Source organism: Pseudomonas sp. NPDC086581 (assembly GCF_044746165.1).
Classification (GTDB): domain Bacteria; phylum Pseudomonadota; class Gammaproteobacteria; order Pseudomonadales; family Pseudomonadaceae; genus Pseudomonas.
The window spans coordinates 202,099-226,301 of record NZ_JBIVBR010000006.1 but is presented as its reverse complement, the minus strand read 5'-3'; the positions used below and the strand labels follow the sequence as shown (position 1 = coordinate 226,301).

Here is a 24,203-nt window from a genome sequence, read left to right as displayed (position 1 = left end):
CCGGGCGTCAGAAAAGCCCGAGTGCGACGCTCCGGTAACTTGGTCATCGAGCGCGATCGGGCTAGAATGCCGACCCCCTCCAGCAACGACCGTCCCGCCCATGCGTATTCAGTTGAATGGCGAACCTTTCGAGCTGCCCGACGGCCACAGCGTCGCCAATCTGCTCGAGCGTCTCGACCTCACCGGCAAGCGTGTCGCGGTCGAGCTCAACCAGGACATCGTGCCGCGCAGCCAGCACGCCGCCACCGCCCTGAGCGAAGGCGACCAGGTGGAAGTGGTGCATGCCATCGGCGGCGGCTAGCAGCCGCCTCCCAGACTTTCAGGCCCCGCCCGCCTTTCCTTCAGGAGTGATTCGATGAGCCAACCCAACTCCAACCTGCCGGTCGACAAGCCCTTCACCCTGGCTGGCCGCACCTACAATTCGCGGCTGCTGGTCGGCACCGGCAAGTACAAGGATCTCGAGGAGACCCGCGTCGCCATCGAGGCCTCGGGCGCCGAGATCGTCACTGTCGCCGTGCGCCGCACCAACATCGGCCAGAACCCGGGCGAACCGAACCTGCTGGACGTGATTCCGCCGGATCGCTACACCATCCTGCCGAACACCGCCGGCTGCTACGACGCCGTCGAGGCCGTGCGCACCTGTCGCCTGGCCCGCGAGCTGCTCGATGGCCACAACCTGGTCAAGCTGGAAGTCCTGGCCGACCAGAAGACCCTCTTCCCCAACGTCGTGGAAACCCTCAAGGCCGCCGAAGTGCTGGTCAAGGACGGCTTCGACGTCATGGTGTACACCAGTGACGACCCGATCATCGCGCGCCAGCTGGCCGAGATCGGCTGCATCGCGGTGATGCCGCTGGCCGGCCTGATCGGCTCGGGCCTGGGCATCTGCAACCCGTACAACCTGCGGATCATTCTCGAAGAAGCCACCGTCCCGGTGCTGGTGGATGCCGGCGTGGGTACCGCCTCCGACGCCACCATCGCCATGGAGCTGGGCTGCGAGGCCGTGCTGATGAATACCGCCATCGCCCATGCGCAGAACCCGGTGATGATGGCCGAGGCGATGAAGCACGCTATCGTCGCCGGGCGCCTGGCGTACCTGGCCGGCCGCATGCCGCGCAAGCTGTACGCGAGCGCATCGTCGCCGATGACGGGCCTGATCAATTAACGATCTGCTGCGCGTCGGCGGAACGTCGTTGAAAAGTGGTTCGGGATGCTCATTTACTGCGTGTAAACTCCGCTCCCGCCCCACTTTTCGCCTAGTTCCGCTCTAGCTCGCGAGATCGTTGGCAGGCATTTAATAGACACCGACGCGCGGGCCGGTTTGCCAAAGGCAGCCGGCCCGCGCGTGCATTTACCCGCAAGGTCCGAGTCATGAGTGACATTCCCGAGAATCAGCCCGAGAATCAGCCCGACGCCGATAACCGTCCGATGCGCGCCATCAAGAGCTTCGTGATGCGCGCCGGGCGCATGACCGAAGGCCAGCAGCGCGGCCTCGACCAGGGCTGGCCGAAGTACGGCCTGGAGCTGGCAGACGGGCTGCGGGATTTCGACCAGGTATTTGGGCGCCAGGCACCGCGTACCTTCGAGATCGGCTTCGGTATGGGCCACGCCACCCTGGAGATGGCCGCTGCCGCGCCGGAGCAGGACTTCATCGGCGTGGAAGTGCACCGTCCCGGTGTCGGCGCGCTGCTCAACGGCATGCTGACCCAGGACCTGAGCAACATCCGCGTCTACAGCTGCGATGCCCTTGAAGTGCTGCGCGACTGTGTGGCCGATGCCAGCCTCGACCGCCTGCTGCTGTTCTTCCCGGACCCGTGGCACAAGTCGCGTCACCACAAGCGTCGCATCGTGCAGCCAGCCTGGGCGGAGCTGGTGCGGCAGAAGCTGAAGGTCGGCGGCGTGCTGCACATGGCCACCGACTGGGAACAATATGCCGAACACATGCTGGAAGTGATGAATGCCGCACCCGGCTATCGCAACCTTTCAGCGGACAATACCTATGTGCCGCGCCCGGAAGAGCGCCCGGTCACCAAGTTCGAACGTCGCGGGGAGCGACTCGGGCATGGCGTCTGGGACCTGAAGTTCGAGCGCGTCGACTGATGTACGGAAAAGGCCTGCACAGCAGGCCTTTTTCACGCAGAAACACCCTACAGACCGGGACCACCCGGCAGGCCGCAAAGGCCACCCTCACCTCCTGAATAAAAAGCGGCATCCGCCGCGGACGAAAATAAGAGTGACGGACAGGAGTCCGTCGCAAAGGAGTCTGCTGTGTTGAAGAAACTTGCTGTACTGCTGATGGCGGGGGCGTGGGCACTGCCGGCGCAGGCGAAAGTCGATGCCACCGAGGCCGCTCGACTGGGCCGCGACCTGACGCCGATGGGGGCGGAAATGGCCGGCAACGCCAGTGGCACCATCCCCGCGTGGACCGGCGGCATCACCAGCGCCCCGGCGGGTTACCAGCCCGGCACTCACCACCTCGATCCGTACGCTGCCGATGCCGTGCAGTACAAGATCGACAGCAAGAACCTGGCGCAGTACCAGGCGCTGCTCACCCCGGGCACCCAGGCGCTGCTGCGGGAAAACCCAGACTACTACCTGCGCGTCTTCCCGAGCCGCCGCAGCGCATCCTTGCCCCAGCGCATCTATGACGCCACCCGCTTCAACGCCGAGAACGCCGAGCTGATCGCCGACGGTAACGGAGTGCAGGGCGCCGCCGCCGGCGTGCCGTTCCCGATGCCGAAGACCGGCCTGGAAGCCATCTGGAACCACATCATGCGTTACCGTGGCGAGCAGATTCACATGGTGACCAACCAGGCCGCCGTGCTCGCCAGCGGCAGCTACAACCTGCTCAAGCTCGACCGCTACGTGTACTTCAACTACGGCCGCGAGGGCATGACCCCGCAGGACCTGAACAACACGCTGTTCTACTACAAGTACAACATCGTCGCCCCGGCCAAGCTCGCCGGCTCTGCGCTGGTGGTGCAGGAGACCATCGACCAGGTGCTGTCGATCCGCAAGGCCTGGCGCTTCAACAGCGGCGAGCGCCGCGTGCGCCGTCTGCCAAGCCTGGCCTACGACACTCTGCAGCCGGACACCAACGGCCTGGCCACCGCCGACACCGTGGACGTCTACAACGGCGCGCCGGATCACTACGAGTGGCAGCTGCTGGGCAAGCGCGAGATGCTGGTGCCGTACAACAGCTACGCGGTGCACCAGAAGGGCATCCCCTACGCCGACATCCTCAAGACCAAGACCCTCAACCCCGAGTTGCTGCGCTACGAGCCGCACCGCGTCTGGGTGGTCGAGGCGACCCTGCGCAAGGGCATGGGCCATCCGTTCGCCAAGCGCCGCTTCTACCTGGATGAAGACAGTTGGCAGATCCTCGCCTCGGACATCTACAACGCCGACGGCAAGCTGATCCGCGCCCAGGAAGTGCACCCGATCAACTACTACGACGTGCCCATGGTGCTCAGTACCCTGGAAGCGCTGTACGACTTCGAAGGGGCGCGCTACTTCGTCGACGGCCTGGACAACAACGAGCCGATGTACGACTTCAAGGTCCCGCTGGGGCCGCGCGACTTCACTCCGCAGGCGTTGCGCCGCGAGGGTAACTGAGTCCAGCAGAGGCCGCCGCGAGGCGGCCTTTGTCTATCCGCAGTGTGGCCGAGCTGAATTGTAGGAGCGAGCTTGTTCGCGAACCGCCCCTGCATCGGCGCCGCCAGGGAGCCTGTTCGCGAGCAGGCTCGCTCCTACGAAGGGCATCGAATCCGGTGCAGGATCTATTCGATGAGTTCGGCGCCCAGCACGGTGGTCTCCGGCATGCGCATCGGCGCCGGGCTGATCTGCAGGTACTTGATGCTGGTGCGCGGAATGATCAGCAGGTCGCCGTCCACCTCGATGCTGATGACCGGTGATTCCATCTGCTTGCGGATGCCGCGGGCCACTTCGGCGGGGTCGTCGCTCTGTTGCGGGAAGCGCAGCGCCAGGCGCTGGCCATCGGAGAAATGCAGGTACAGATGCTTGATCGGCTTCATGTGTCCTCCGGCGGGTTTGTGGCCAACCGCCGGAGGAACGCAGGTCAACTGCGGTCGGCGATCATGCCAATCACGAAGAACACTAGCAGCAGGACGGGCGCCAGGGTGTAGTTGTTGAAGTAACCCAGGCCCTTGGCCAGCCACGGGGTGACGAAGACCATCGCCAGGCCATAGCCGACGGCGCAGATCAGCACAAATAGCAGGGTGCGGAAGACGAAGTTCAGGCTGCCGATGCGCTGCTGTACCCAGGCGTTGATCGCCGGGCCGAACAGCACCAGCACGGTCGCCATGATCGCCAGGGCGATGTCGGACAGGTGGCCGCGGCACCAGCGGGAGACGTTGGCAATCAGGTCGAGCGCGAAGTCCATGGGGGCTCCTTGGGATTCAGAGTCGCTGGCGAGTGTACACGCCGGACGACGATGAAGTCGCCCGGCGCTGCTGGTGTCGGAGACTCAGGGCAGGAAGCGCTGCAACAGGTCGTTGAGGAACAGCTGGCCGCGCTCGGTGGGGGCCAGGTGCTGCGGGTCGTCCAGCAGCAGGCCGTCCTGGCGCGCCTGGCGGCAGGCTTGCTCGATGGCGGCCAGCGGCAGGCCGGTGCGCTCGGCGAAGGTCGCCGCCGATACGCCCTCGGTGAGGCGCAGGGCGTTCATCATGAACTCGAAGGGGAGGTCGTCCGCTTCCAGGTCGCGCTCGCCGGCCTGGAAGGGCTTGTCCGGGTTCAGGTAGTCCTTCGGCAGGCGTGTCTTCCAGGTGCGCAGGATGCGGCCTTGCGGTGTGCTCAGCTTGGCGTGGGCGCCGGCGCCGATGCCGAGGAAATCGCCGAAGGACCAGTAGTTCAGGTTGTGCCGTGCGCGCTTGCCTTCGCGGGCATAGGCCGAGGTTTCGTACTGGGCGTAGCCCGCCTGGGCGAGCAGCGCCTGGCCGGCTTCCTGGATTTCCCACAGCTGGTCGTCCTCGGGCAGCTCCGGCGGCTGGCTCCAGAACACCGTGTTCGGCTCCATGGTCAGTTGGTACCAGGACAGGTGCGTGGGCGCCAGGGCGATGGCCTGCTGCAGGTCGACCAGCGCGTCGGCGACGCTCTGCTCCGGCAGGCCGTGCATCAGGTCCAGGTTGAAGTTGTCGAAGCCGGCGCGGCGGGCCATCTCGGCGGCGCGTACTGCTTCGTCACCATCGTGGATGCGCCCCAGAGCCTTGAGTTTCTCCGCCTGGAAGCTCTGGATGCCGATGGACAGCCGGTTTATGCCCAGTGCCCGATAATCGGCGAACTTGGCCTGCTCGAAGGTGCCGGGGTTGGCTTCCAGGGTGATCTCGATGTCGCTCTCGAACCCGACTTGCTGCTCCAGGCCTGCGAGGATGCGGCCCAGCGCCTTGGCCGAGAACAGGCTGGGCGTGCCGCCGCCGAAGAAGATCGAGGTCAGCTTGCGACCGTGCACGTAGCCGCGATCCGCAGCCAGGTCGGCCAGCAGCGCCTCGACGTAGGCGTCCTCGGGCAGCTCCGGGCCGGCGGCGTGGGAGTTGAAGTCGCAATAGGGGCATTTGCGCACGCACCAGGGGATGTGCACGTACGCGGACAGCGGTGGCAGGCGGAAGCCGGAAACCACCGGCCCTGCGTCGAGCCCGCGGCTTCCTGCCTGGCTCATAGACCCAGCCGCTGCTTCAGCAGGGCCATCGCGCGGGCGCGGTGGCTGATCTGGTTCTTGCGCTCGGGCGGCAGTTCGGCGCTGGAGCATTCCGCTTCCGGCACCCAGAACAGCGGGTCGTAGCCGAAGCCGTGTTCGCCGCGGGCTGCGCGCAGGATGCTGCCGTGCCAGAGGCCTTCGCAGAGGATAGGCAACGGGTCGTCGGCATGGCGGACCAGGGCCAGCACGCTGACGAACTGGGCGCCGCGCTGTTCGTCCGGCACGTCCTTCAGGGCGTCCAGCAGCTTGGCGTTGTTCGCCGCGTCACCCTTGCCGTCGGCGTAGCGCGCGGAGTAGATGCCCGGCGCACCGCCGAGGAAGTCCACTGCCAGGCCCGAGTCGTCGGCCAGCGCCGGCAGGCCGGAGATGCGCGCGGCGTTGCGGGCCTTGAGGATGGCGTTCTCGACGAACGACAGGCCGGTCTCTTCCGGCTCCACGTCGCTGAACTCGCCGATGGAGCGCACCTTCACGTGGGCGCCGAGCATGGCCTGGAGTTCCTTGAGCTTGCCGGCGTTGTGACTGGCCAGCACCAGTTGTTCGAGCTTGATCATTCGTCTGGGAAGATTTCCTGCATGAAATCGAAGCTTTGCGGGGCTTCGTTTCCGGACTGGACCTGGATGGAGAAGGTCAGGGTTTCGCGGCCTTCGATGGGGAACTGCGCCAGGTTGTAGACGGCGCCTTCCTCGACCACGCGCTTGAAGGTCAGGGGGACGGTCTGCCCCATCAGGTTCTTCGCGGAGCCGGCGACAGTGACGTTGGCCGGCTTGCCGCTGGCGTCCAGCGGCACGATGTTGACCACGCCCTGGGCCTTGCTGCGCACCACGCCCACCGCTTGCGCGACGTTGGGTTGGAGGAAGCTGGAGTTGAATACGCTGTAGTGCACCTGCAGGTCGCCCAGGCGCTTCACCTGTTCGGCGAAGGCGGGCAGGGCGAGGACCAGGCAGGCGAGGAAGGTAAGCAGGCGGCGCATGATGTTTCTCCCGGGCTCTATCAGATAGCCGCGATCAGACGGCGATGCGATGGTCTTGCACGCGAGCGCCGCTGATCCGGTAGATGCCGATCTCACCCAACAGATTAGGCCAGATTCGCGAGGCCCAGCCATGCTGGTGCTCGTGGTCTACCGCCAGGCGGTCCAGCACCTTCGCGTGCTGCTCGTGGCAGAGCGCCTCGAAGTCACGGAAGGTGCAGAAGTGGATGTTCGGCGTGTTGTACCAAGTGTACGGAAGGAAATCCGACACCGGCATGCGGCCATTGCGCGCGAGGTACCAGCGGCAGCGCCAGTGGCCGAAGTTGGGGAAGGTGATGATGCAGGTCTTGCCTACACGCAGCATCTCCGCCAGCACCTTGTCGGGGTAGCGCAGGGCCTGCAGCGACTGGGTCATCACGACCACGTCGAAGCTGTCGCTGGCAAAGTTGCCCAGGCCCTTGTCCAGGTCCTGTTCGATGACGTTGACCCCGCGTTCGATGCATTTCGCGATCTTGTCGGCGTCGATCTCCAGGCCGTAGCCGCCAACCTGCTTGTGGTCGCGCAGCCAGGCGAGCAGCTCGCCGTCGCCGCAGCCCAGGTCGAGCACGCGGCTGCCGGCGGGGATCCAGTCTTGGATGATTTCCAGGTCGGCGCGCATGGTGATCCTTATACGCTGATGCGGTTCATGTAACCGCTGAAAGCTTGCAGGTAGCGTGGAATCGGCATCAGGAAGGCGTCGTGGCCTTGCGGTGCGTCGATTTCCAGGTAGCTGACGTTCTTCTTCGCTGCCAGCAGCGCGTCGACGATCTCCCGCGAACGTGCCGGGGAGAAGCGCCAGTCGGTGGTGAAGGACATCACGCAGAAGTCCGCCTTCACGCCCGACAGGGTTCGCGCCAGGTCGTCGCCGTGGGCGGCGGCCGGGTCGAAGTAGTCCAGCGCCTTGGTCATCAGCAGGTAGGTGTTGGCGTCGAAGCGGGTGGAGAACTCCTCGCCTTGGTAGCGCAGGTAGCTTTCTACCTGGAACTCGACGCTGTGCAGGTCGTAGTTGAGCTTCTCCGACTTCATGTCGCGGCCGAACTTGGCGCCCATGGCGTCATCGGAGAGGTAGGTGATGTGTCCGACCATCCGCGCCAGGCGCAGGCCGCGCTTGGGGATCACATCGTGCTCCTGGAAGTGGCCGCCGCAGAACTCCGGGTCCGAGAGAATGGCCTGGCGGGCAACTTCGTTGAAGGCGATGTTCTGCGCCGACAGTTTGGGTGCGCTGGCGATGCACAGGCAATGGCGCACACGCTCGGGGTAGCTGATGGTCCACTGCAGCGCCTGCATGCCGCCCAGACTGCCGCCGACAATGGCGGCCCAGCTATGGATGCCGAGGCGGTCGGCCAGGCGTGCCTGGCTGTGCACCCAGTCTTCCACGGTGACCACGGGGAAGTCCGCGCCATAGGTCTTGCCGGTGGCGGGGTTGAGGCTGGTCGGCCCGGTGGAGCCGTTGCAGCCGCCCAGGTTGTTCAGCGCGACGACGAAGAACTTGCGGGTGTCGATGGGCTTGCCCGGACCGATGCAGCTGTCCCACCAGCCCGGCTTGCGCTCATCCTCGCTGTGGTAGCCGGCGGCGTGGTGATGGCCGGAGAGCGCATGGCAGATCAGCACGGCGTTGCTCGCCGTGGCGTTCAGCTCGCCGTAGGTCTCGATCACCAGCTTGTATTCGGGCAGCGTCTTGCCGCAGGCCAGGGGCAGCGGTTCGTTGAACTGCAGCGTCTGGGGGGTGACCAGACCGACGGAATCTTCGGGGAAGACTGTAGGCATCGACCCAGCTCATGAATAAAAAAGGACGGCCAGTCTAAAGAGCGCTGCCCCTTGCGGCAAGCGCACTCGGAAGGGGCAGGGCGGGCGCGGCGCGGGGTTCAGGCGCGCTGGGAGGTGGGCAGGGTGACGACCTTGGCCTGGCGCTGCAGCGGTGCCGGGCGGCGCAGCTGACGGAGGATGTCGGTAGCCTCGGCGAGCTGCTGTTCCAGCTCCTCGGTGTAGCGCCCCAGCAGCAGCGAGCGTTGCCGCGCCTGCTGGGTTTCCTGGGCCAGGGCCTTGAGGCGCAGCATGTGGGTTTCCAGCATCTGCTTGTGTTCCAGGCTGTACTGCATCAGCGGCATCAGGGCGTCGGCGGCCCATTGCTCGGCCTCCTCGCGCAGGCGCTGATGCAGGCCGATGACTTCCTGGGCGACGGTGGCGAAGAAACGCCGGGTGAGCAGGCGCTGCTCGGTGAGCAGGGTCTTCAGGTGAAGGCGGAAGCGGTCGGCCTTGTCCTGTAGCTTGGCGAGGTCACGCAGGTAGCGCTGGACGCGGAACTGCGGGGCGTCCAGGGCATTGAGCGGGTTTTCCTCGTTGTGCCGCTGGTAGATGGCCGCGACCATGCGGTTAGCGGTTTCGGCTTCGTGGCCGAGGGCGACCAGGTCGCCTTCCACGGTGCGGAAGAACTGCAGGATGGCCTGGTTGATGCCGACCGTGGTCCAGCTGCCGCGCAGCTTGTCGTGGACCTTCTTCAGGTGCTGTTCCAGGCGCTCGGCGCGCACTGCCTCGCGCAACTGCTCGCCCTGGTGGCGCAGCAGGCGCTGGTTGGTCTTCAGGCTGAGCAGGCGCTTGTGGTGCAGGTTGTGGTCGTCCTTGGTCCGCGCGGTCAGTTCGAACAGCAGCTGGCCACTGTCCTGCTGCTGGTCGTTGAGCAGCGCCTGCTGCTCCTTCACCTTGTCCAGGCGCACGCGCAGGCTGTGCTGGCTGTTGTTGACCAGCGCCAGCACCTGGCCGACCACGGCACTCTCCAGCAGACGTTCCTTCTGCGCGACGATGCGCTCGCAGAGCAGCTCCTCCAGGGACTCCATCTGGCTGCGCGCAAGCAGTTCGCGGTCGCCGCGCACCTTGGCCAGCAGCGCCTGCTTGGCCGACAGCGGCAGCACGTCCTCCTTGGCGATGCCCAGCTGGCGCGCCGTGGTGTCCCGGATGTGGCGGATGGCGTTCTGCACGAAGGCTTCGCCGGCCAGGTCATCCCAGAGCACGTCGATCTTGTTCAGCACCGCATAAAGCGTGGTGTGGCCATCCTCGCCGAGCTGACGCACATGGTCCTGCCAGATCGCCATGTCGGAAGCGGTGACGCCGGTATCGGCGGCCAGCAGGAAGAGGATCGACTGCGCGCTGGGCAGCATCGACAGGGTCAGTTCCGGCTCGCTGCCCAGTGCGTTCAGGCCGGGGGTATCGAGGATGCGCAGGCCCTGGCGCAGCAGCGGGTGGTCGAAGTTGACCAGCGCGTGGCGCCACGCCGGCACCAGCACGATGCCGGGCTTGTCGGTGGCTTCGAGCATGTCCGGGTGGAAGCCCAGCTGGATTGCCTGTTCCACCGGCAGCGGCTTGGTCTTGGCAACCTGGGCGAAGGCCTCGGCCATGTTCGCCGGATCGGAAGTGTCGAGGGGGATATTCACCCAGTGCCGCGGGATGCGCTTGAACTGCGCCACGCTGGCATCGGCGACGCGTGTCTCGATGGGCAGTAGGCGGATGTAGGGTCGCTCTGAGCGCGGGTCGAAGAACAGCTCGGTAGGGCACATGGTGGTGCGCCCAGCCTGGGAAGGCAGCATGCGGCGGCCGTAGCCGGAGAAGAACAGGCTGTTGATCAGCTCGGTCTTGCCGCGCGAGTACTCGCCGACGAAGGCCAGGGTGATGTGGTCGACACGTAGCAGGCGCAGGGTGCGTTCGAGGCGGTTCTCGATTTCCGGGGTGTTCAGCCGGGCGCGCTCCAGCCAGCTGCGATAGCGGGTGATCTCGCGGACCAGCTCGCGCTTCCAGGTGACGTAGGCATCAATCTGCTGACTGAGACGTTCCATGCTCATCCGGGCGTTCCTTGGGCTGGCGCGTCCTGCGCGGGGATTGGATGGCGTGGATTATGCGACGGAGTGGGGGAATAGCAATTGGCCTACAGCACATTCCTACGCGTAAGGTCAGCCAAGGTTACCGAGCGGCTATCCCGAGCTCTGTCGGAATTTTCGTCGGACGAGGGATCCGCACGCGCTTCTGGCGGTTCAGCTCACCGCTTTCAAGCTTCACCGCACTTTTCGGTACGCCGAAGGCCTTGCCGAGGAATGCCAGCAGGTGAGCGTTGGCCTTGCCTTCGACCGGTGGCGCGGTGAGGCGGATCTTCAGGCGCTCACCATGCAGCCCGGCGAACTCGTCGCGGCTCGCCTTGGGCTGCAGGTGGCAGTCGAGGATCAGGTCCTCGCCGTCCCAGAAATAAAAGCTCATCTGCCTAGCGGACTCTTGGAGCTAGCGAGCTAGAGCGAGACAAGGCGTAAACAGCCGGGGATGCGCAGTTTACGATCTGTAAATGAGCAATCCCCGGCTGTTTTCAACGCAGTATCGCCGACGCGCAGCAGCTCCTCTGCAATTACATGAAGGGCGAAAGAATCTGCGGCATCCCGGTCATTGCCGCCAGGTTGCCGATCACCAGCATGTCGATCAGCTTCAGCGCGATGAACGCGAAGATCGGCGATATATCCAGCCCGCCGAGGTTCGGCAGCAGCTTGCGGAACGGCGCCAGGAACGGCTCGCAGATCTGGTTCACCAGTTGGGCGCCGGGATTGTGGCTGCCCGGGGCAACCCAGGAGAGGATCACGCTGATGATCAGGGCGAAGAAGAACACCTTCAGGAACAGCGAGGTCACCGCGATGATCGACCACACCAGCAACTGCAGAATGTAGCCGCCCACGCCATAGCCCATCAGGGTCAGCGTGACGACCATCAGCACCAGCTGGACCAGGATCGCCAGCACCAGCGAGGCGAAGTCGATGCCGCCGAAGCCGGGAATGATGCGGCGCAGCGGGTTCAGCAGCGGCTTGGTGGCGCGCACGATGAACTGGCTGAGCGGGTTATAGAAGTCGGCGCGGACCAGTTGCAGGATGAAGCGCAGCAGCACGATCAGCAGGTACAGGCTGCCAAGTGTCTGGATCACATAGATGGCGGCTGTGGAAAGTCCGGTCATTGGGCGGTCCTTGGTGAACGTTGGGCGCCGGCGCGCAGGGCCGGGCGAATCGGGCGGTCGGTCAACGACGGCGCTGTAACGCCATACTGTAGGGAATTCATCGTCGCCGGTCGCGTGTAAGTGTGTTTCGTTACGTGCAAATTCAACCCCGCCTGGCGATCAGGGGTTGTCCGTCACAGGCGGGAGCGGGGCGACCGTCCCAGGTCGCCTGCGACGCGGCAATTAGCGGCCCAGTTGTTCGGCCAGTTCGGCGGAGCGATGGTCGGCGGCGCCCACTGCCTTCTCCACCAGCGCCTCGAAGCCGTTGGCCTGGAAGGTGGTGATGGCGGCTTCGGTGGTGCCCTTGGGCGAGGTCACGCGGCGGCGCAGCTCGGCCGGGTCGACATCGCTGATGGTGGCCATCTGCGCGGCGCCCAGGGCGGTCTGGCGGGCCAGTTGGCCGGCGACTTCGCGGGACAGGCCGAGCTTCTCGCCTGCGGCGGTCATGGCTTCCATGAGCAGGAAGAAGTAGGCCGGGCCGCTGCCGGAGACGGCAGTGACCGCGTCGATCTGACGCTCCTCGTCCAGCCACAGGGCGATGCCCACGGCGCTCAGCAGTTGCTGCGCCTGCTCGCGCTGGGCGGCGCTGACGCTGGCGTTGGGGTACAGGCCGCTGGCGCCCAGGCCGACCAGTGCCGGGGTGTTGGGCATGCAGCGGACGATGGCGCGCGGCTGGCCGTTCACCTCGCCGAGCCAGCGTTCAAGGCTGGCGCAGGGAATGCCGGCGGCGATGGAGACGATCAGCGCGTTCTCGCTCAGCGCCGGCGCCAGCGCCAGGCAGACATCCTTCATGACCTGCGGTTTGACCGCCAGGACCACAACGTCGGCGCCGACCACGGCGCTGGCGTTGTCGCCGACCACTTCGATGCCGTGCTCGGCGGCGATCTTCGCACGCTGCTCGGCGCCCGGATCGCTGGCGCGGATGTCGCTCGCGGCGACGCCCTTGGCGCGCAGGCCACCAATGAGACTGGCGGCCATGTTGCCGGCGCCGATGAAGGCAATGCGGGTGCTGCTCATGGAGTCTCTTCCTTTATTAGTGCGAGGCGCCGTAGTCGCGGGCGCCGAACAGGGCGGTACCGATCCGCACCCAGGTGGCGCCTTCGCCGATGGCGGCTTCGAGGTCGTGGCTCATGCCCATGGACAGGGTGTCCAGGCCGAGATTCAGGGCTTGCATCAGCTCGCGCAGGCGGGCGAACGCGGCGTGCTGCGCGGCAACGTCCTCGGTGGGTTCGGGGATCGCCATCAGGCCGCGCAGTTTCAGGTGCGGCAGTTGCGCCACGGTCTGGGCAAGGGCGGGCAGCTCGGCAGGGGAACAGCCGGACTTGCTGTCCTCGCCGCTGACGTTCACCTGCAGCAGCACGTTGAGCGGCGGCAGGTTCGCCGGGCGCTGCTCGGAGAGGCGCTGGGCGACCTTCAGGCGGTCCACCGAGTGCACCCAGTCGAAGTGCTCGGCAATCGGCCGGGTCTTGTTCGACTGGATGGGGCCGATGAAATGCCAGGTCAGCGGCAGATCGGCCAGCTCGGTCTGCTTGAGCAGCGCTTCCTGCAGGTAGTTCTCGCCAAAATCGGCCAGGCCGCAGGCAAACGCTTCGCGGATCGCGGTGGCGGGTTTGGTCTTGCTCACGGCCAGCAACTGCACCGAGTCAGGCGTGCGATTTTTCGCTTGTTCCGCCTCACGGATTCGTACGCGAACCTTTGCAATATTCTCTGCTATCGTGGACATTACCGTCGCTTTTCCGCCCGGCTGCTGCGTGTTCTGCGGCATTCTACCTGCTTGCTCTTGATTGGGGAGTCCCATGGATATTACCGAGCTGCTCGCCTTCAGCGCCAAGCAGGGCGCTTCGGACCTGCACCTCTCGGCCGGCCTGCCGCCGATGATCCGCGTCGACGGCGATGTTCGCCGCATCAACCTGCCGCCGTTGGAGCACAAGCAGGTTCACGCGCTGATCTACGACATCATGAACGACAAGCAGCGCAAGGATTACGAGGAGTTCCTGGAAACCGACTTCTCCTTCGAAGTGCCGGGCGTCGCCCGCTTCCGGGTCAACGCCTTCAACCAGAACCGCGGCGCCGGCGCCGTGTTCCGGACCATTCCCTCCAAGGTGCTGACCATGGAAGACCTGGGGATGGGCGAAGTGTTCAAGCGCGTCTCAGACGTGCCGCGCGGCCTGGTCCTGGTGACCGGCCCGACCGGTTCGGGCAAGTCCACCTCACTGGCGGCGATGCTCGACTACCTGAACAACACCAAGTACAGCCACATCCTCACCGTCGAAGACCCCATCGAATTCGTCCACGAATCGAAGAAGTGCCTGGTCAACCAGCGTGAAGTGCACCGCGACACCCTGGGCTTCAACGAGGCCCTGCGCTCGGCACTGCGTGAAGACCCGGACATCATCCTGGTGGGCGAGATGCGTGACCTGGAGACCATCCGCCTGGCGCTGACCGCCGCGGAAACCGGTCACCTGGTCTTCGGCACCCTGCACACCACCTCCGCGGCCAAGACCATCGACCGTATCGTCGACGTGTTCCCCGCCGAGGAGAAATCCATGGTCCGCTCCATGCTCTCCGAATCCCTGCAGGCGGTGATTTCCCAGACCCTGCTGAAGAAGATCGGCGGCGGGCGGGTGGCGGCCCACGAGATCATGATCGGCACCCCGGCGATCCGTAACCTGATCCGCGAGGACAAGGTCGCGCAGATGTACTCCGCCATCCAGACCGGCGGCGCGATCGGCATGCAGACCCTCGACATGTGCCTCAAGGGCCTGGTCGCCAAGGGCCTGGTGACCCGCGACGCGGCGAAAGAAAAAGCCAAGATCCCGGAAAACTTCTAACCCCACCGGGCCCCTGCGGCCCGGCGCACGGAGCGCGCCACACGCACCCGCTTCGTGATCCGACAGCCCTGTCGTAGTCAGCGTGAACTCGGCGAGAAAGATCATGGAATTCGAGAAGCTGTTGCGCCTGATGGTGGAAAAGGGTGCCTCCGACCTGTTCATCACGGCGGGCGTGCCGCCTTCGATGAAGGTCAACGGCAAGGTACTGCCGGTCACCAAGACCGCCCTGTCGCCGGAGCAGACCCGCGAGACCGTGCTGTCGGTGATGAACGAGCAGCAGCGCCGCGACTTCGCCGAGAACCACGAGTGCAACTTCGCCATCAGCGCCCGTGGCGTCGGTCGCTTCCGTGTCAGCGCCTTCTACCAGCGCAACCTGGTGGGCATGGTGCTGCGCCGCATCGAGACCAACATCCCGACCATCGATGACCTGAAACTGCCGGAAATCCTCAAGAAGCTGGCGATGACCAAGCGCGGCCTGGTGATCTTCGTTGGCGCCACCGGTACCGGTAAATCCACCTCGCTGGCGGCGATGATCGGCTACCGCAACAAGAACTCCACCGGCCACATCATCTCCATCGAAGACCCCATCGAGTACATCCACCAGCACCAGGGCTGCATCGTCACCCAGCGTGAGGTGGGCCTGGATACCGATACCTTCGAGGTGGCCCTGAAGAACACCCTGCGCCAGGCGCCGGACGTGATCATGATCGGCGAGGTGCGCTCGCGCGAGACCATGGACCACGCCGTGGCCTTCGCCGAAACCGGCCACCTGTGCCTGGCGACCCTGCACGCCAACAATGCCAACCAGGCGCTGGAGCGGATCATCCACTTCTTCCCGGCCGACCGGCATGGCCAGGTGTGGATGGACCTCTCGCTGAACCTCAAGGCCATCGTCGCCCAGCAACTGGTGCCGACCCCGGACGGCAAGGGCCGCCGCGCGGTGATCGAGGTGCTGCTGAACACCCCGCTGGCCGCCGACCTGATCCGCAAGGGCGAGGTCCACGAGCTCAAGCCACTGATGAAGCGCTCCACCGAGCAGGGCATGCAGACCTTCGACCAGGCGCTGTACCAGCTCTACACCCAGGGCGAGATCACCTACGAAGATGCGCTGGCCTACGCCGACTCGGCGAACGACCTGCGCCTGATGATCAAGCTGGGCTCGGAGACCGATGCCGACCACCTGACCACCATGACCCAGGGCCTGACCCTGGAGATGGGCGACGACGACCCCAATCGCCGTTTCCGCTGATCCCGCTCCTTGAGAAGCCCGCCCCGTGCGGGCTTTTCGTTTATGCTGGTTGCCTTGTAACGCAACGGGAGAAAGGCATGTCCGCCAACCCTGACACCCACAGCAAGGTCATCGGCTACCTGCTGTGGATCTTCGGCTTCACCGGCTCGCACCGTTTCTACTACGGCCGACCGATCACCGGCACCATCTGGTTCTTCACCCTCGGCCTGTTCTTCATCGGCTGGATCATCGACCTGTTCCTCATTCCCTCCATGGATGACGCGGCGGACCAGCGCTACCGTTCCGGCGGCGTGGACTACAACGTCGCCTGGATCCTGCTGACCTTCCTCGGTGTGTTCGGCGTGCACCGCATGTACATGGGCAAGTGGCTCACCGGCATCCTCTACCTGTTCACCGGCGGGCTGTTCTTCATCGGCGTGCTGTATGACTTCTGGACGCTGAACAGCCAGATTTCCGAGCGCAACGGGCCGCAGCGGATCTGACCCTTCTTTTGTAGGAGTGAGGGGGCCGCCCAGTCCTTGCTCGCGAACATCCCGAGCGCCGACGTTGGGCGGTTCGCGAGCAAGCTCGCTCCTAAAGATGAACGCTCTGCGCACCGCTTGCTCCTACGCACGTCCACCCTCGTCTTTCGTCGCGCCGCCTGGCGCGACCTGTGCCTCCCGCCTAAGGTCAGGAGGACAGTAGCAGGCGTCGCCGGGCGATCCCCGTGGCGCCGCAGAAGGAGTGGCTGCCATGAGCAACGAATCCCGCCCCGCCGTACTCGACCTGATCGGCAATACCCCCATGGTCCGCGTGACGCGCTTCGATACCGGACCCTGTACGCTGTTCCTCAAGCTCGAATCACAGAACCCCGGCGGCTCGATCAAGGACCGCATTGGTGTCGCCATGATCGAGGCCGCCGAGCGCGACGGCCGGCTAAAGCCCGGTGGCGTGATCGTCGAAGCCACTGCCGGCAACACGGGCTTGGGCCTGGCGTTGGTGGGGCGCGCCAAGGGCTACCGGGTGGTGCTGGTGGTGCCGGACAAGATGTCCACCGAGAAGGTCCTGCACCTGCGCGCCATGGGTGCCGAGGTGCACATCACCCGTTCCGACGTCGGCAAGGGCCACCCCGAGTATTACCAGGACGTCGCCGCGCGGCTGGCGAAAGACCTGCCCGACGCCTTCTTCGCCGACCAGTTCAACAACCCCGCCAACCCACTGGCCCATGAGACCGGCACCGGCCCGGAAATCTGGGCGCAGACCGGCCATGACCTCGACGCCGTGGTGGTCGGTGTCGGCTCCGCCGGCACGCTCACCGGCCTCACGCGCTTCTTCCAGAAGGTCCAGCCCGAACTGGAAATGGTCCTCGCCGACCCCGTTGGCTCGATCATGGCCGAGTATTCGCGCTCCGGCGCCATCGGTACGCCCGGCTCCTGGGCGGTGGAGGGCATCGGCGAAGACTTCGTGCCGTCGATTGCCGACCTCTCCAGCGTGCGCCACGCCTACTCGATCAGCGACCAGGAAAGCTTCGCCACCGCCCGCGAGTTGCTGCGCAATGAAGGCATCGCCGCCGGTTCCTCCACCGGCACGCTGCTGGCCGCCGCGCTGCGCTTCTGCCGCGAGCAGAATGAACCCAAGCGCGTGGTCAGCCTGGTCTGCGACACCGGCACGCGCTACCTGTCGAAGATCTACAACGACCAGTGGATGACCGACCAGGGCCTGCTGCAGCGCAAGCGCTACGGCGACCTGCGCGACATCATCGCACGGCGCTTCGAGGAGGGCCGGGTGGTCAGTGTCGGCCCCGGCGACACCCTGCTCACCGCCTTCCAGCGCATGCGCCTGGCGGACATCTCTCAGCTCCCCGTACTCGACGGCAAGCGCCTGGTGGGCGTGATCGACGAGTCCGACATCCTCATGGGCGTGCATGACAACCCGGCGCACTACCGTTGCGAAGTCTCCAGCGCCATGAGCGACGCCCCGGAAACCCTGGCCCCCGGTGCCAGCCTCGCCGAACTGGAAGCGGTGCTTGGGCGCGGTCTGGTGGCGATCATCGCCGACGCCTCGGGCTTCCACGGCCTGATCACAAGATTCGACCTGCTCAACCACTTGCGGAGGACCCTGCCATGAGCCAGCACGACGACCGCCTCGGTTTCGCCACCCGCGTGATTCACGCCGGGCAGGAGCCGGACCCATCCACCGGGGCGATCATGCCGCCGATCTACGCCAACTCCACCTACCGCCAGGACAGCCCCGGCGTGCACAAGGGGCTCGACTACGGCCGCTCGCACAACCCCACGCGCTGGGCGCTGGAGCGCTGCGTGGCAGACCTGGAAGGCGGCAGCAAGGCGTTCGCCTTCGCCTCGGGGCTGGCGGCGATCTCGGCGGTGCTGGAGCTGCTCGACGCCGGCTCGCACATCGTCTCCGGCAACGATCTTTACGGCGGCACCTTTCGCCTGTTCGAGCGGGTGCGCCGGCGCAGCGCCGGGCACGATTTCCACTTCGCCGACCTGGCCCAGCCCGGCGCCCTGGAAGCGGCGCTGACCGACAAGACCCGCATGGTCTGGGTGGAAACCCCGAGCAACCCGCTGCTGCGCCTGACCGACCTGGCCGCCGTCGCCCGCACCTGCCGCGAGCGCGGCATCCTCTGCGTGGCCGACAACACTTTCGCCAGTCCCTACGTGCAGCGCCCGCTGGACCTGGGCTTCGACATCGTCGTGCACTCCACCACCAAGTACCTCAATGGCCACTCCGACGTCATCGGCGGTATCGCCATCGTCGGCGACAACCCCGACCTAGCCGAACGCCTGGGCTTCCTGCAGAACTCGGTGGGCGCCATCGCCGGCCCGTTCGACGCCTTCCTCACCCTGCGCGGGGTGAAGACCCTGGCGCTGCGCATGGAGCGCCACTGCGCCAACGCTCTCGACCTGGCGAAATGGCTGGAGCAGCAGCCGCAGGTCAAACGCGTCTACTACCCCGGCCTGCCATCACACCCGCAGCACGAACTGGCGCGCACGCAGATGAAGGGCTTCGGCGGGATGATCTCGCTGGACCTGGACACCGACCTCGCCGGCTCACGGCGCTTCCTGGAGAACGTCCAGTTGTTCGCCCTGGCGGAAAGCCTGGGCGGCGTGGAGAGCCTGATCGAACACCCGGCGATCATGACCCACGCCAGCATCCCGGCGGAGAACCGCGCGGCGCTGGGCATCGGCGATTCGCTGATTCGCCTGTCGGTGGGGGTGGAGGACGTGGAAGACCTGCGCGCCGATCTGGCCAAGGCCCTGGCGATGATCTGAAGCACGAGACGCATTTGTAGGATGGTGTGGAGCGCAGCGATACCCATCACTTGCAGCATCCTGTAGGAGCGGGCCATGCCCGCGATCGCGCGCTCCTGCACGGGATTCGCCGTATGAAAAGAAAAAGCCCGCCAATCGGCGGGCTTTTTCATGGGACGGCGGAGCGTCACACCGCGTGGACGATATGTCCGTCCACCAGGGTGCAGCGCACCACGCCCGGCAGGCAGTGGCCGAGGAACGGGCAGTTCTGGCCGCGGGAGTGCCAGGTCTCGCCCGCCAGGGTCTGGCCGTCGGCTTCGAACAGCACCACGTCCGCTGCCGCGCCGATGGCCAGCTTGCCGGCCGGCAGGCGCAGGGCGGCGGCCGGGCCGCTGGAGAGGCGCGCGAGCAGGGTCGGCAGGTCGAGCAGGCCGTCCTGCACCAGGGTCATGGCCAGCGGCAGCAGCAGTTCGACGCTGCTGATGCCCGGGTCGGTCGCGGCGAACGGGGCGTTCTTGGCGTCCTGCTCGTGGGGCTGGTGGTGGCTGGCGATGGCCTGGATCACGCCGCTCTTCACCGCTTCGCGCAGGGCGTCGCGGTCCTTGTGCGAGCGCAGCGGCGGCTGCACGTGGTACAGGCTGGAGAAATCCGCCAGCGCCTCGTCGGTGAGGATCAACTGGTACAGCGCCACATCGGCAGTGACCGGCAGGCCACGGGCCTGGGCCTGGGCGATCATCTCGACGCCACGGGCGCTGGTCAGCTGGCTGAAGTGCGCACGCACGCCGGACTGCTCGACCAGCAGCAGGTTGCGGGCCAGGGCCACGGTCTCGGCGGTTTCCGGGATGCCGGCCAGGCCGCGGAAGCTGGCGGTCGGGCCTTCGTGGGCGATGCCGTCGGCCGCCAGTTCGGCGTCCTGGGAGGTGAACACCACGGTCAGGTCGAAGGTCGCCGCGTATTCCAGCGAACGCAGCAGCACGCGGTTGCTCGCCATCGGCGCCAGGCCGTTGGTGAAGGCCACGCAGCCGGCGTCGCGCAGGGCGACCAGCTCGGACAGTTGCTCGCCGGCCAGGCCCTTGGTCAGCGCGCCGATGGGGAAGACCTTGGCGTTGCCGGCCTCGCGGGCGCGGTCGAGGATCAGCTCGGCGACGGCGGAGGTGTCCAGCACCGGCTTGGTCTGCGGCGGGAAGCACAGGCTGGTGACGCCACCGGCAGCGGCGGCGCGGGTTTCGCTTTCGATGCTGCCCTTGCGGCTGTAGCCCGGCTCGCGCAGGGCGACGCTCAGGTCCACCAGGCCGGGTGCGGCGATCAGGCCGGCGGCGTCGATTTCCTGGGCGGCGTGGAAGCCTTCGGGGGCGTCGCCGATGGCGACGATGCGGCCAGCCTCGATGTGCAGGTCGCAGACTTTGTCCAGGCCGCTGGCCGGGTCGATCAGGTGGGCGCCACGAATACTGACGGTCATTGCGCGTCCTCCTGTTCCAGCTGGCGTTGGGTGTTCTGGCCGCTCATGGCCATGGACAGCACGGCCATGCGGATGGCGATGCCGTAGGTGACCTGGTTGAGGATTACCGACTGTTCGCCGTCAGCCACGGCGGAATCGATCTCCACGCCGCGGTTGATCGGGCCGGGGTGCATGACGATGGCGTCGGGCTTGGCCAGCTGCAGGCGCTTGCCGGTCAGGCCGTAGAGCTTGAAGAACTCGCCTTCGCTGGGCAGCAGGCCGCCGGCCATGCGCTCGCGCTGCAGGCGCAGCATGATCACCACGTCGACGTCCTTCAGGCCTTCGTTGGCGTCGGTGAACACCTTCACCCCGTACTGGTCTTCCAGGCCCACCGGCAGCAGGGTGCGCGGGGCGATGACGCGGATGTCCGGGCAGCCGAGGGTTTTCAGCGCCAGCATGTCCGAGCGCGCCACCCGCGAGTGCAGAATGTCGCCGACGATGGCCACCGAGAGGTTCTCGAAGCTGCCCTTGTGGCGGCGGATGGTGAGCATGTCGAGCATGCCCTGGGTCGGGTGGCCGTGGCGGCCGTCGCCGCCGTTGATCACGGCGACGTTGGGGCTGACGTGCTCAGCAATGAAGTGCGCGGCGCCCGAGTCGCTGTGGCGCACGACGAACATGTCGGCGGCCATGGCCTCGAGGTTGCGCAGGGTGTCGGTGAGCGTCTCGCCCTTGCTGGTCGAGGAGGTCGACACGTTCAGCGAGATGACGTCGGCGGACAGGCGCTGGGCGGCCAGTTCGAAGGTGGTGCGGGTGCGTGTGGAGTTTTCGAAGAACACGTTGCACACGGTCTTGCCGCGCAGCAGCGGGACTTTCTTCACTGCGCGGGCGCCGACTTCGAGGAAGGAATCGGCGGTATCTAGGATTTCAGTCAGCAGTTCGCGGGACAACCCGTCGAGCGAGAGGAAGTGGCGCAGCTGGCCCAGGTCGTTGAGCTGCAGCGGGCGCTTGGCGTCGGTCGGCATGTGGCAGGCCCTGAAAGTTGGGGGTGGAGGTCCGGGCGCGCGGAGTTACAGCGCGGTGCTGAGAAGCGTGCGCTCGAGGACAAGTGGTGCGGGACCGCGCAATTTTACCCGCTCGTTGGGTGCCAGGGACAGGGTTTCGCCGACGATATCCGGGCGAATGGGCAGCTCGCGCTTGTTCAGGTCCACCAGGCTGACCAGGGTCACGCTGGCCGGGCGGCCGTAGTCGAACAGCTCGTTGAGCGCGGCGCGGATGGTCCGGCCGCTCATCAGTACGTCGTCCACCAGGACCAGGTGCTGGCCGTCGATCTCGAAGGGCAGTTCCGACGGACGGACCTGCGGGTGCAGGCCGCTGCGGCTGAAATCGTCGCGGTAGAAGGAGACGTCGAGGATGCCGAGGATCTCGTCGCTGCCCAGTGCCTTGAGCAGTTCCTGGGCGACCCAGATGCCGCCAGTGTGGATGCCGACGAAGCGCGGCGAGTCGATCCCGCGCTGCGCCAGATAGTTGCGCAGGTCGGTGGCCATGCGGGGGATGAGTTCGGCGGGGCTGGGCAGGGTCATGACGTCTCCGGTTCGGTTGGCGAGGCCACCCGGCACGGGCGGCCATCGGGGCGGACCGTTCCGGGAAGGAGTGGTCCGGCAAGCTTAGTGGCTTTCGCTGCGCTGGCGCTGCCTCAGGTCAAGGACGCTGCAGCAGGGCCGCGTGGATCAAGCGGGGGCGTTGTCGGCCAGCCAGCCCTCCAGCAGCAGGGCGGCGGCCAGGGCGTCCACTGGGCGCTCGCGGTAACCATCGCGCTGGCCCTGGGCCAGGCGCTCGCCCTTGGCGGCGTAGGTGGTCAGGCGTTCGTCGTGGGTGTGCACCGGCAGGTTGTAGCGGCCGTGCAGGCGGCGGGCGAATTTCTCGGCGCGCTCGCTCATGTCGCTGGGGGTGCCGTCCATGTTCAGCGGCAGGCCGACGACGATAGCGTCGGGCTGCCATTCCTTGATCAGGGCTTCGACGCGGTTCCAGTCCGGCACGCCGTTCTGTGCCTTGAGCACGCACAGTTCGCGAGCCTGCCCGGTGATGGCCTGGCCAACGGCGACGCCGATCTGCTTGGTGCCGTAGTCGAAGCCTAGAAGCAGGCGCAGGGGTTTGCTGTTCATCAGGCGTGCCCGGCCTGGGCGGTGAGCAGGCTGAGGTTTACCCCCAGGCGCTCGGCGGCCGCCGACAGGCGCTGCTCGGTCGGCACCTCGAACAGCACCGCCGGGTCGGCGGGGCAGGTCAGCCAGGCGTTGTCGGCGAGTTCGGCTTCCAGCTGGCCGGCTTCCCAGCCTGCGTAGCCGAGAGTGATCAGGTGCTGCGCGGGGCCGCTGCCATCGGCGATGGCGAACAGTACGTCCTGGGAGGTGGACAGCGACAGCTCGCCCAGCTCCAGGGTGGCCTGGTAACTACGTCCGGCGGGGTGCAGGACGAAGCCGCGGTCCGTCTGTACCGGGCCGCCGGTATAGATGGTCATGCCCTGGCAGCGCACTGGCGGCAGTTCGTCCGGACGCAGCTGTTCGAGCACGTCGGCGAGACTCAGGCCGCTGGGGCGATTGATGATCAGGCCCATGGCGCCCTGCTCGTTGTGTTCCACGAGGTAGGTCACCGTCTGGGCGAAATTGGAGTCCGCCATGTGCGGCATGGCGATCAGGAAGTGGTGCTTGAGATAGCTGGCAGCTGTGCTTTTCATGCCGGCTAGTTTCAGGCCTGGGGACCAAAGGGACAAGACTTGAAAGCGTCAGTAGACGCTTCGGGCGCGCTGGCTTAGTTGCTGGACAGGCGGTCGCCGCGCTCGAAACGCCAGGTGCGGATGATTTCCAGGCGATCGATGTCGTTCAGGTCGCCGGAGAAGGGCGCGAAGGGTGCGGCCAGGCGCACGATGCGCTGGGCGGCCTGGTCGAGCAGGGGCTGGCCGGAGGATTCCAGTACCTGTACTTCATACAGGGAGCCGTCGCGGTTGATCGACACCAGCAGCCGCAGGTTGCCGTAGATGCGCTGGCGGCGGGCTTCGTCCGGGTAATTGAGGTTGCCGATACGCTCGATCTTCTTGCGCCATTCCTCTTTATACCAGGCGCCCTTGTCGCGCATGGTCGAGGCGGCGCTCAGGCGGTGGATGCGCGGGCGCTTGGCATAGGCCTGCTGCTCGCGGGCGAGGTCGGCTTCGAGGCTGGAGATTTCCGCTGAGAGCTGGGCGGAGTCGAACTGCGGCGCGGGCTTGGCGACGGTCTCTGCCTTGGGCGTCTGCTGCTTGGTCTGCACCTTGTCCGGGCGCGGGGTGCGGGTGGCGACGGCGGCCTTGGGCGCTTCGGGGCTCTTGGCCTGGCGCGGGGTGGCCGGCGGGGAGACTTTCTTGACTTCGGTGTCCTGGAACGGCGCCTGCTCGGTGGTCTTGGGGATTGCCTTGTGTTCCAGGGTGCCGCTGCCCTGCTGATTCATCTGGGCGAGGTAGTCGGCCTTCTCAGGGGCTTTGTCGCTCTTGAAACTGGCCAGGGTGATTTCCAGGGTTTTGCTCAGCTGGCTGGGCGAGGGCATGGTGAAGCCGACGCCCAGCAGCACGGCCACGTGCAGGATGGCCGCAATGAACAGGGTGAAACCCAGACGGTCCGCCGGACGTACGCCGGAGGACACGGGGAAGTCTTGGTGGGTTGCAGCGTTCATTG

At 66.2% G+C, this 24,203-nt stretch carries 27 protein-coding genes; 9 read left to right on the top strand and 18 right to left on the bottom strand.

What is annotated here, in order from left to right; all coding sequences use genetic code 11:
* Positions 1 to 100: 100 nt before the first annotated feature.
* From thiS to ACIPK7_RS14450, 4 genes are all read left to right on the top strand, one after another.
* Positions 101 to 301, top strand: a complete 201-nt coding sequence (thiS, locus tag ACIPK7_RS14465; protein ID WP_017520101.1) for a sulfur carrier protein ThiS — start codon at positions 101 to 103, stop codon at positions 299 to 301.
* 54 nt (positions 302 to 355) lie between these two features.
* Positions 356 to 1,162: a thiazole synthase gene (locus ACIPK7_RS14460; protein WP_017520102.1), complete on the top strand. Its 807-nt coding sequence runs from the start codon at positions 356 to 358 to the stop codon at positions 1,160 to 1,162.
* Between the two features lie 263 nt (positions 1,163 to 1,425).
* Positions 1,426 to 2,097 (top strand): tRNA (guanosine(46)-N7)-methyltransferase TrmB, encoded by a 672-nt coding sequence (gene trmB, locus ACIPK7_RS14455; RefSeq protein WP_401088591.1) that lies wholly within the window; start codon positions 1,426 to 1,428, stop codon positions 2,095 to 2,097.
* A gap of 168 nt (positions 2,098 to 2,265) precedes the next feature.
* Positions 2,266 to 3,612 carry a DUF1329 domain-containing protein gene (locus ACIPK7_RS14450; RefSeq protein ID WP_401088439.1) on the top strand — a complete coding sequence of 449 codons (1,347 nt, stop codon included), beginning with the start codon at positions 2,266 to 2,268 and terminating at the stop codon, positions 3,610 to 3,612.
* A 164-nt stretch (positions 3,613 to 3,776) separates the two neighbouring features.
* Here the strand turns inward: ACIPK7_RS14450 and ACIPK7_RS14445 are convergent, their stop codons facing one another.
* The 12 genes from ACIPK7_RS14445 to ACIPK7_RS14390 form a co-directional block, all read right to left on the bottom strand.
* A complete protein-coding gene (locus tag ACIPK7_RS14445; protein WP_017520105.1) occupies positions 3,777 to 4,031 on the bottom strand; it encodes a hypothetical protein in 255 nt (84 codons plus the stop codon).
* 44 nt (positions 4,032 to 4,075) lie between these two features.
* Positions 4,076 to 4,399, bottom strand: a complete 324-nt coding sequence (locus tag ACIPK7_RS14440) for a DUF3392 domain-containing protein (RefSeq protein WP_017520106.1) — start codon at positions 4,397 to 4,399, stop codon at positions 4,076 to 4,078.
* Positions 4,400 to 4,483: 84 nt separating this feature from the next.
* Entirely contained in the window at positions 4,484 to 5,671 is a 1,188-nt protein-coding gene (gene hemW, locus ACIPK7_RS14435; protein ID WP_401088437.1) for a radical SAM family heme chaperone HemW, read from the bottom strand.
* On the bottom strand, positions 5,668 to 6,261 hold the full coding sequence (rdgB, locus tag ACIPK7_RS14430) for an RdgB/HAM1 family non-canonical purine NTP pyrophosphatase (protein WP_192432234.1): 594 nt from the start codon (positions 6,259 to 6,261) through the stop codon (positions 5,668 to 5,670). The genes hemW and rdgB overlap by 4 nt, the downstream gene beginning before the upstream one ends.
* A complete protein-coding gene (locus tag ACIPK7_RS14425) occupies positions 6,258 to 6,680 on the bottom strand; it encodes a DUF4426 domain-containing protein (RefSeq protein ID WP_138213124.1) in 423 nt (140 codons plus the stop codon). Before ACIPK7_RS14425 ends, rdgB begins: the two co-directional genes overlap by 4 nt.
* Positions 6,681 to 6,714: 34 nt before the next feature.
* The gene (gene metW / locus ACIPK7_RS14420) at positions 6,715 to 7,335 is read right to left on the bottom strand and encodes a methionine biosynthesis protein MetW (RefSeq protein WP_401088435.1); all 621 of its coding nucleotides are present in this window, start codon (positions 7,333 to 7,335) and stop codon (positions 6,715 to 6,717) included.
* Positions 7,336 to 7,343: 8 nt separating this feature from the next.
* Complete coding sequence (locus ACIPK7_RS14415) at positions 7,344 to 8,483, bottom strand: homoserine O-acetyltransferase (RefSeq protein ID WP_401088433.1); 1,140 nt, start codon at positions 8,481 to 8,483, stop codon at positions 7,344 to 7,346.
* 98 nt (positions 8,484 to 8,581) lie between these two features.
* Positions 8,582 to 10,549 (bottom strand): dynamin-like GTPase family protein, encoded by a 1,968-nt coding sequence (locus ACIPK7_RS14410; RefSeq protein ID WP_192432226.1) that lies wholly within the window; start codon positions 10,547 to 10,549, stop codon positions 8,582 to 8,584.
* Positions 10,550 to 10,667: 118 nt separating this feature from the next.
* A complete protein-coding gene (locus ACIPK7_RS14405; RefSeq protein WP_192432224.1) occupies positions 10,668 to 10,958 on the bottom strand; it encodes a DUF167 domain-containing protein in 291 nt (96 codons plus the stop codon).
* A 142-nt stretch (positions 10,959 to 11,100) separates the two neighbouring features.
* Positions 11,101 to 11,694 (bottom strand): YggT family protein, encoded by a 594-nt coding sequence (locus tag ACIPK7_RS14400; protein WP_192432222.1) that lies wholly within the window; start codon positions 11,692 to 11,694, stop codon positions 11,101 to 11,103.
* A 222-nt stretch (positions 11,695 to 11,916) separates the two neighbouring features.
* Positions 11,917 to 12,750 (bottom strand): pyrroline-5-carboxylate reductase, encoded by an 834-nt coding sequence (gene proC / locus ACIPK7_RS14395; RefSeq protein WP_401088430.1) that lies wholly within the window; start codon positions 12,748 to 12,750, stop codon positions 11,917 to 11,919.
* Between the two features lie 16 nt (positions 12,751 to 12,766).
* Positions 12,767 to 13,456, bottom strand: a complete 690-nt coding sequence (locus ACIPK7_RS14390) for a YggS family pyridoxal phosphate-dependent enzyme (RefSeq protein ID WP_192432218.1) — start codon at positions 13,454 to 13,456, stop codon at positions 12,767 to 12,769.
* Between the two features lie 73 nt (positions 13,457 to 13,529).
* Between ACIPK7_RS14390 and pilT the strand changes: the two genes are divergently transcribed.
* From pilT to ACIPK7_RS14365, 5 genes are all read left to right on the top strand, one after another.
* Positions 13,530 to 14,564 carry a type IV pilus twitching motility protein PilT gene (gene pilT, locus ACIPK7_RS14385; RefSeq protein ID WP_017520118.1) on the top strand — a complete coding sequence of 345 codons (1,035 nt, stop codon included), beginning with the start codon at positions 13,530 to 13,532 and terminating at the stop codon, positions 14,562 to 14,564.
* 103 nt (positions 14,565 to 14,667) lie between these two features.
* Positions 14,668 to 15,813, top strand: a complete 1,146-nt coding sequence (gene pilU / locus ACIPK7_RS14380) for a type IV pilus ATPase PilU (protein ID WP_192432216.1) — start codon at positions 14,668 to 14,670, stop codon at positions 15,811 to 15,813.
* Positions 15,814 to 15,890: 77 nt separating this feature from the next.
* Complete coding sequence (locus ACIPK7_RS14375) at positions 15,891 to 16,295, top strand: TM2 domain-containing protein (protein WP_017520120.1); 405 nt, start codon at positions 15,891 to 15,893, stop codon at positions 16,293 to 16,295.
* Positions 16,296 to 16,545: 250 nt separating this feature from the next.
* Positions 16,546 to 17,919, top strand: a complete 1,374-nt coding sequence (locus ACIPK7_RS14370) for a pyridoxal-phosphate dependent enzyme (RefSeq protein WP_401088427.1) — start codon at positions 16,546 to 16,548, stop codon at positions 17,917 to 17,919.
* Positions 17,916 to 19,085: a trans-sulfuration enzyme family protein gene (locus ACIPK7_RS14365; protein WP_401088425.1), complete on the top strand. Its 1,170-nt coding sequence runs from the start codon at positions 17,916 to 17,918 to the stop codon at positions 19,083 to 19,085. The genes ACIPK7_RS14370 and ACIPK7_RS14365 overlap by 4 nt, the downstream gene beginning before the upstream one ends.
* 166 nt (positions 19,086 to 19,251) lie before the next feature.
* Here the strand turns inward: ACIPK7_RS14365 and ACIPK7_RS14360 are convergent, their stop codons facing one another.
* The 6 genes from ACIPK7_RS14360 to ACIPK7_RS14335 all read right to left on the bottom strand — a co-directional run bounded on the left by ACIPK7_RS14360 (position 19,252) and on the right by ACIPK7_RS14335 (position 24,201).
* On the bottom strand, positions 19,252 to 20,523 hold the full coding sequence (locus ACIPK7_RS14360) for a dihydroorotase (protein ID WP_192432210.1): 1,272 nt from the start codon (positions 20,521 to 20,523) through the stop codon (positions 19,252 to 19,254).
* A complete protein-coding gene (locus tag ACIPK7_RS14355; RefSeq protein WP_401088423.1) occupies positions 20,520 to 21,524 on the bottom strand; it encodes an aspartate carbamoyltransferase catalytic subunit in 1,005 nt (334 codons plus the stop codon). Before ACIPK7_RS14355 ends, ACIPK7_RS14360 begins: the two co-directional genes overlap by 4 nt.
* Before the next feature lie 45 nt (positions 21,525 to 21,569).
* On the bottom strand, positions 21,570 to 22,082 hold the full coding sequence (gene pyrR / locus ACIPK7_RS14350) for a bifunctional pyr operon transcriptional regulator/uracil phosphoribosyltransferase PyrR (protein WP_081519598.1): 513 nt from the start codon (positions 22,080 to 22,082) through the stop codon (positions 21,570 to 21,572).
* A 147-nt stretch (positions 22,083 to 22,229) separates the two neighbouring features.
* A complete protein-coding gene (gene ruvX / locus ACIPK7_RS14345; protein WP_192432488.1) occupies positions 22,230 to 22,667 on the bottom strand; it encodes a Holliday junction resolvase RuvX in 438 nt (145 codons plus the stop codon).
* Entirely contained in the window at positions 22,664 to 23,233 is a 570-nt protein-coding gene (locus ACIPK7_RS14340) for a YqgE/AlgH family protein (RefSeq protein ID WP_192432206.1), read from the bottom strand. Before ACIPK7_RS14340 ends, ruvX begins: the two co-directional genes overlap by 4 nt.
* 74 nt (positions 23,234 to 23,307) lie before the next feature.
* Complete coding sequence (locus ACIPK7_RS14335) at positions 23,308 to 24,201, bottom strand: energy transducer TonB (protein WP_192432204.1); 894 nt, start codon at positions 24,199 to 24,201, stop codon at positions 23,308 to 23,310.
* Positions 24,202 to 24,203 lie beyond the last annotated feature (2 nt).

Bases quoted from the DNA above. Each gene is read 5' to 3' on its own strand.
- thiS (WP_017520101.1), top strand. From the start codon at position 101: ATGCGTATTCAGTTGAATGGCGAACCTTTCGAGCTGCCCGACGGCCAC.
- ACIPK7_RS14460 (WP_017520102.1), top strand. From the start codon at position 356: ATGAGCCAACCCAACTCCAACCTGCCGGTCGACAAGCCCTTCACCCTG.
- trmB (WP_401088591.1), top strand. From the start codon at position 1,426: ATGCGCGCCATCAAGAGCTTCGTGATGCGCGCCGGGCGCATGACCGAA.
- ACIPK7_RS14445 (WP_017520105.1), bottom strand. From the start codon at position 4,031: ATGAAGCCGATCAAGCATCTGTACCTGCATTTCTCCGATGGCCAGCGC.
- ACIPK7_RS14440 (WP_017520106.1), bottom strand. From the start codon at position 4,399: ATGGACTTCGCGCTCGACCTGATTGCCAACGTCTCCCGCTGGTGCCGC.
- hemW (WP_401088437.1), bottom strand. From the start codon at position 5,671: ATGAGCCAGGCAGGAAGCCGCGGGCTCGACGCAGGGCCGGTGGTTTCC.
- rdgB (WP_192432234.1), bottom strand. From the start codon at position 6,261: ATGATCAAGCTCGAACAACTGGTGCTGGCCAGTCACAACGCCGGCAAG.
- ACIPK7_RS14425 (WP_138213124.1), bottom strand. From the start codon at position 6,680: ATGCGCCGCCTGCTTACCTTCCTCGCCTGCCTGGTCCTCGCCCTGCCC.
- metW (WP_401088435.1), bottom strand. From the start codon at position 7,335: ATGCGCGCCGACCTGGAAATCATCCAAGACTGGATCCCCGCCGGCAGC.
- ACIPK7_RS14415 (WP_401088433.1), bottom strand. From the start codon at position 8,483: ATGCCTACAGTCTTCCCCGAAGATTCCGTCGGTCTGGTCACCCCCCAG.
- ACIPK7_RS14410 (WP_192432226.1), bottom strand. From the start codon at position 10,549: ATGAGCATGGAACGTCTCAGTCAGCAGATTGATGCCTACGTCACCTGG.
- ACIPK7_RS14405 (WP_192432224.1), bottom strand. From the start codon at position 10,958: ATGAGCTTTTATTTCTGGGACGGCGAGGACCTGATCCTCGACTGCCAC.
- ACIPK7_RS14400 (WP_192432222.1), bottom strand. From the start codon at position 11,694: ATGACCGGACTTTCCACAGCCGCCATCTATGTGATCCAGACACTTGGC.
- proC (WP_401088430.1), bottom strand. From the start codon at position 12,750: ATGAGCAGCACCCGCATTGCCTTCATCGGCGCCGGCAACATGGCCGCC.
- ACIPK7_RS14390 (WP_192432218.1), bottom strand. From the start codon at position 13,456: ATGTCCACGATAGCAGAGAATATTGCAAAGGTTCGCGTACGAATCCGT.
- pilT (WP_017520118.1), top strand. From the start codon at position 13,530: ATGGATATTACCGAGCTGCTCGCCTTCAGCGCCAAGCAGGGCGCTTCG.
- pilU (WP_192432216.1), top strand. From the start codon at position 14,668: ATGGAATTCGAGAAGCTGTTGCGCCTGATGGTGGAAAAGGGTGCCTCC.
- ACIPK7_RS14375 (WP_017520120.1), top strand. From the start codon at position 15,891: ATGTCCGCCAACCCTGACACCCACAGCAAGGTCATCGGCTACCTGCTG.
- ACIPK7_RS14370 (WP_401088427.1), top strand. From the start codon at position 16,546: ATGAGCAACGAATCCCGCCCCGCCGTACTCGACCTGATCGGCAATACC.
- ACIPK7_RS14365 (WP_401088425.1), top strand. From the start codon at position 17,916: ATGAGCCAGCACGACGACCGCCTCGGTTTCGCCACCCGCGTGATTCAC.
- ACIPK7_RS14360 (WP_192432210.1), bottom strand. From the start codon at position 20,523: ATGACCGTCAGTATTCGTGGCGCCCACCTGATCGACCCGGCCAGCGGC.
- ACIPK7_RS14355 (WP_401088423.1), bottom strand. From the start codon at position 21,524: ATGCCGACCGACGCCAAGCGCCCGCTGCAGCTCAACGACCTGGGCCAG.
- pyrR (WP_081519598.1), bottom strand. From the start codon at position 22,082: ATGACCCTGCCCAGCCCCGCCGAACTCATCCCCCGCATGGCCACCGAC.
- ACIPK7_RS14340 (WP_192432206.1), bottom strand. From the start codon at position 23,233: ATGAAAAGCACAGCTGCCAGCTATCTCAAGCACCACTTCCTGATCGCC.
- ACIPK7_RS14335 (WP_192432204.1), bottom strand. From the start codon at position 24,201: ATGAACGCTGCAACCCACCAAGACTTCCCCGTGTCCTCCGGCGTACGT.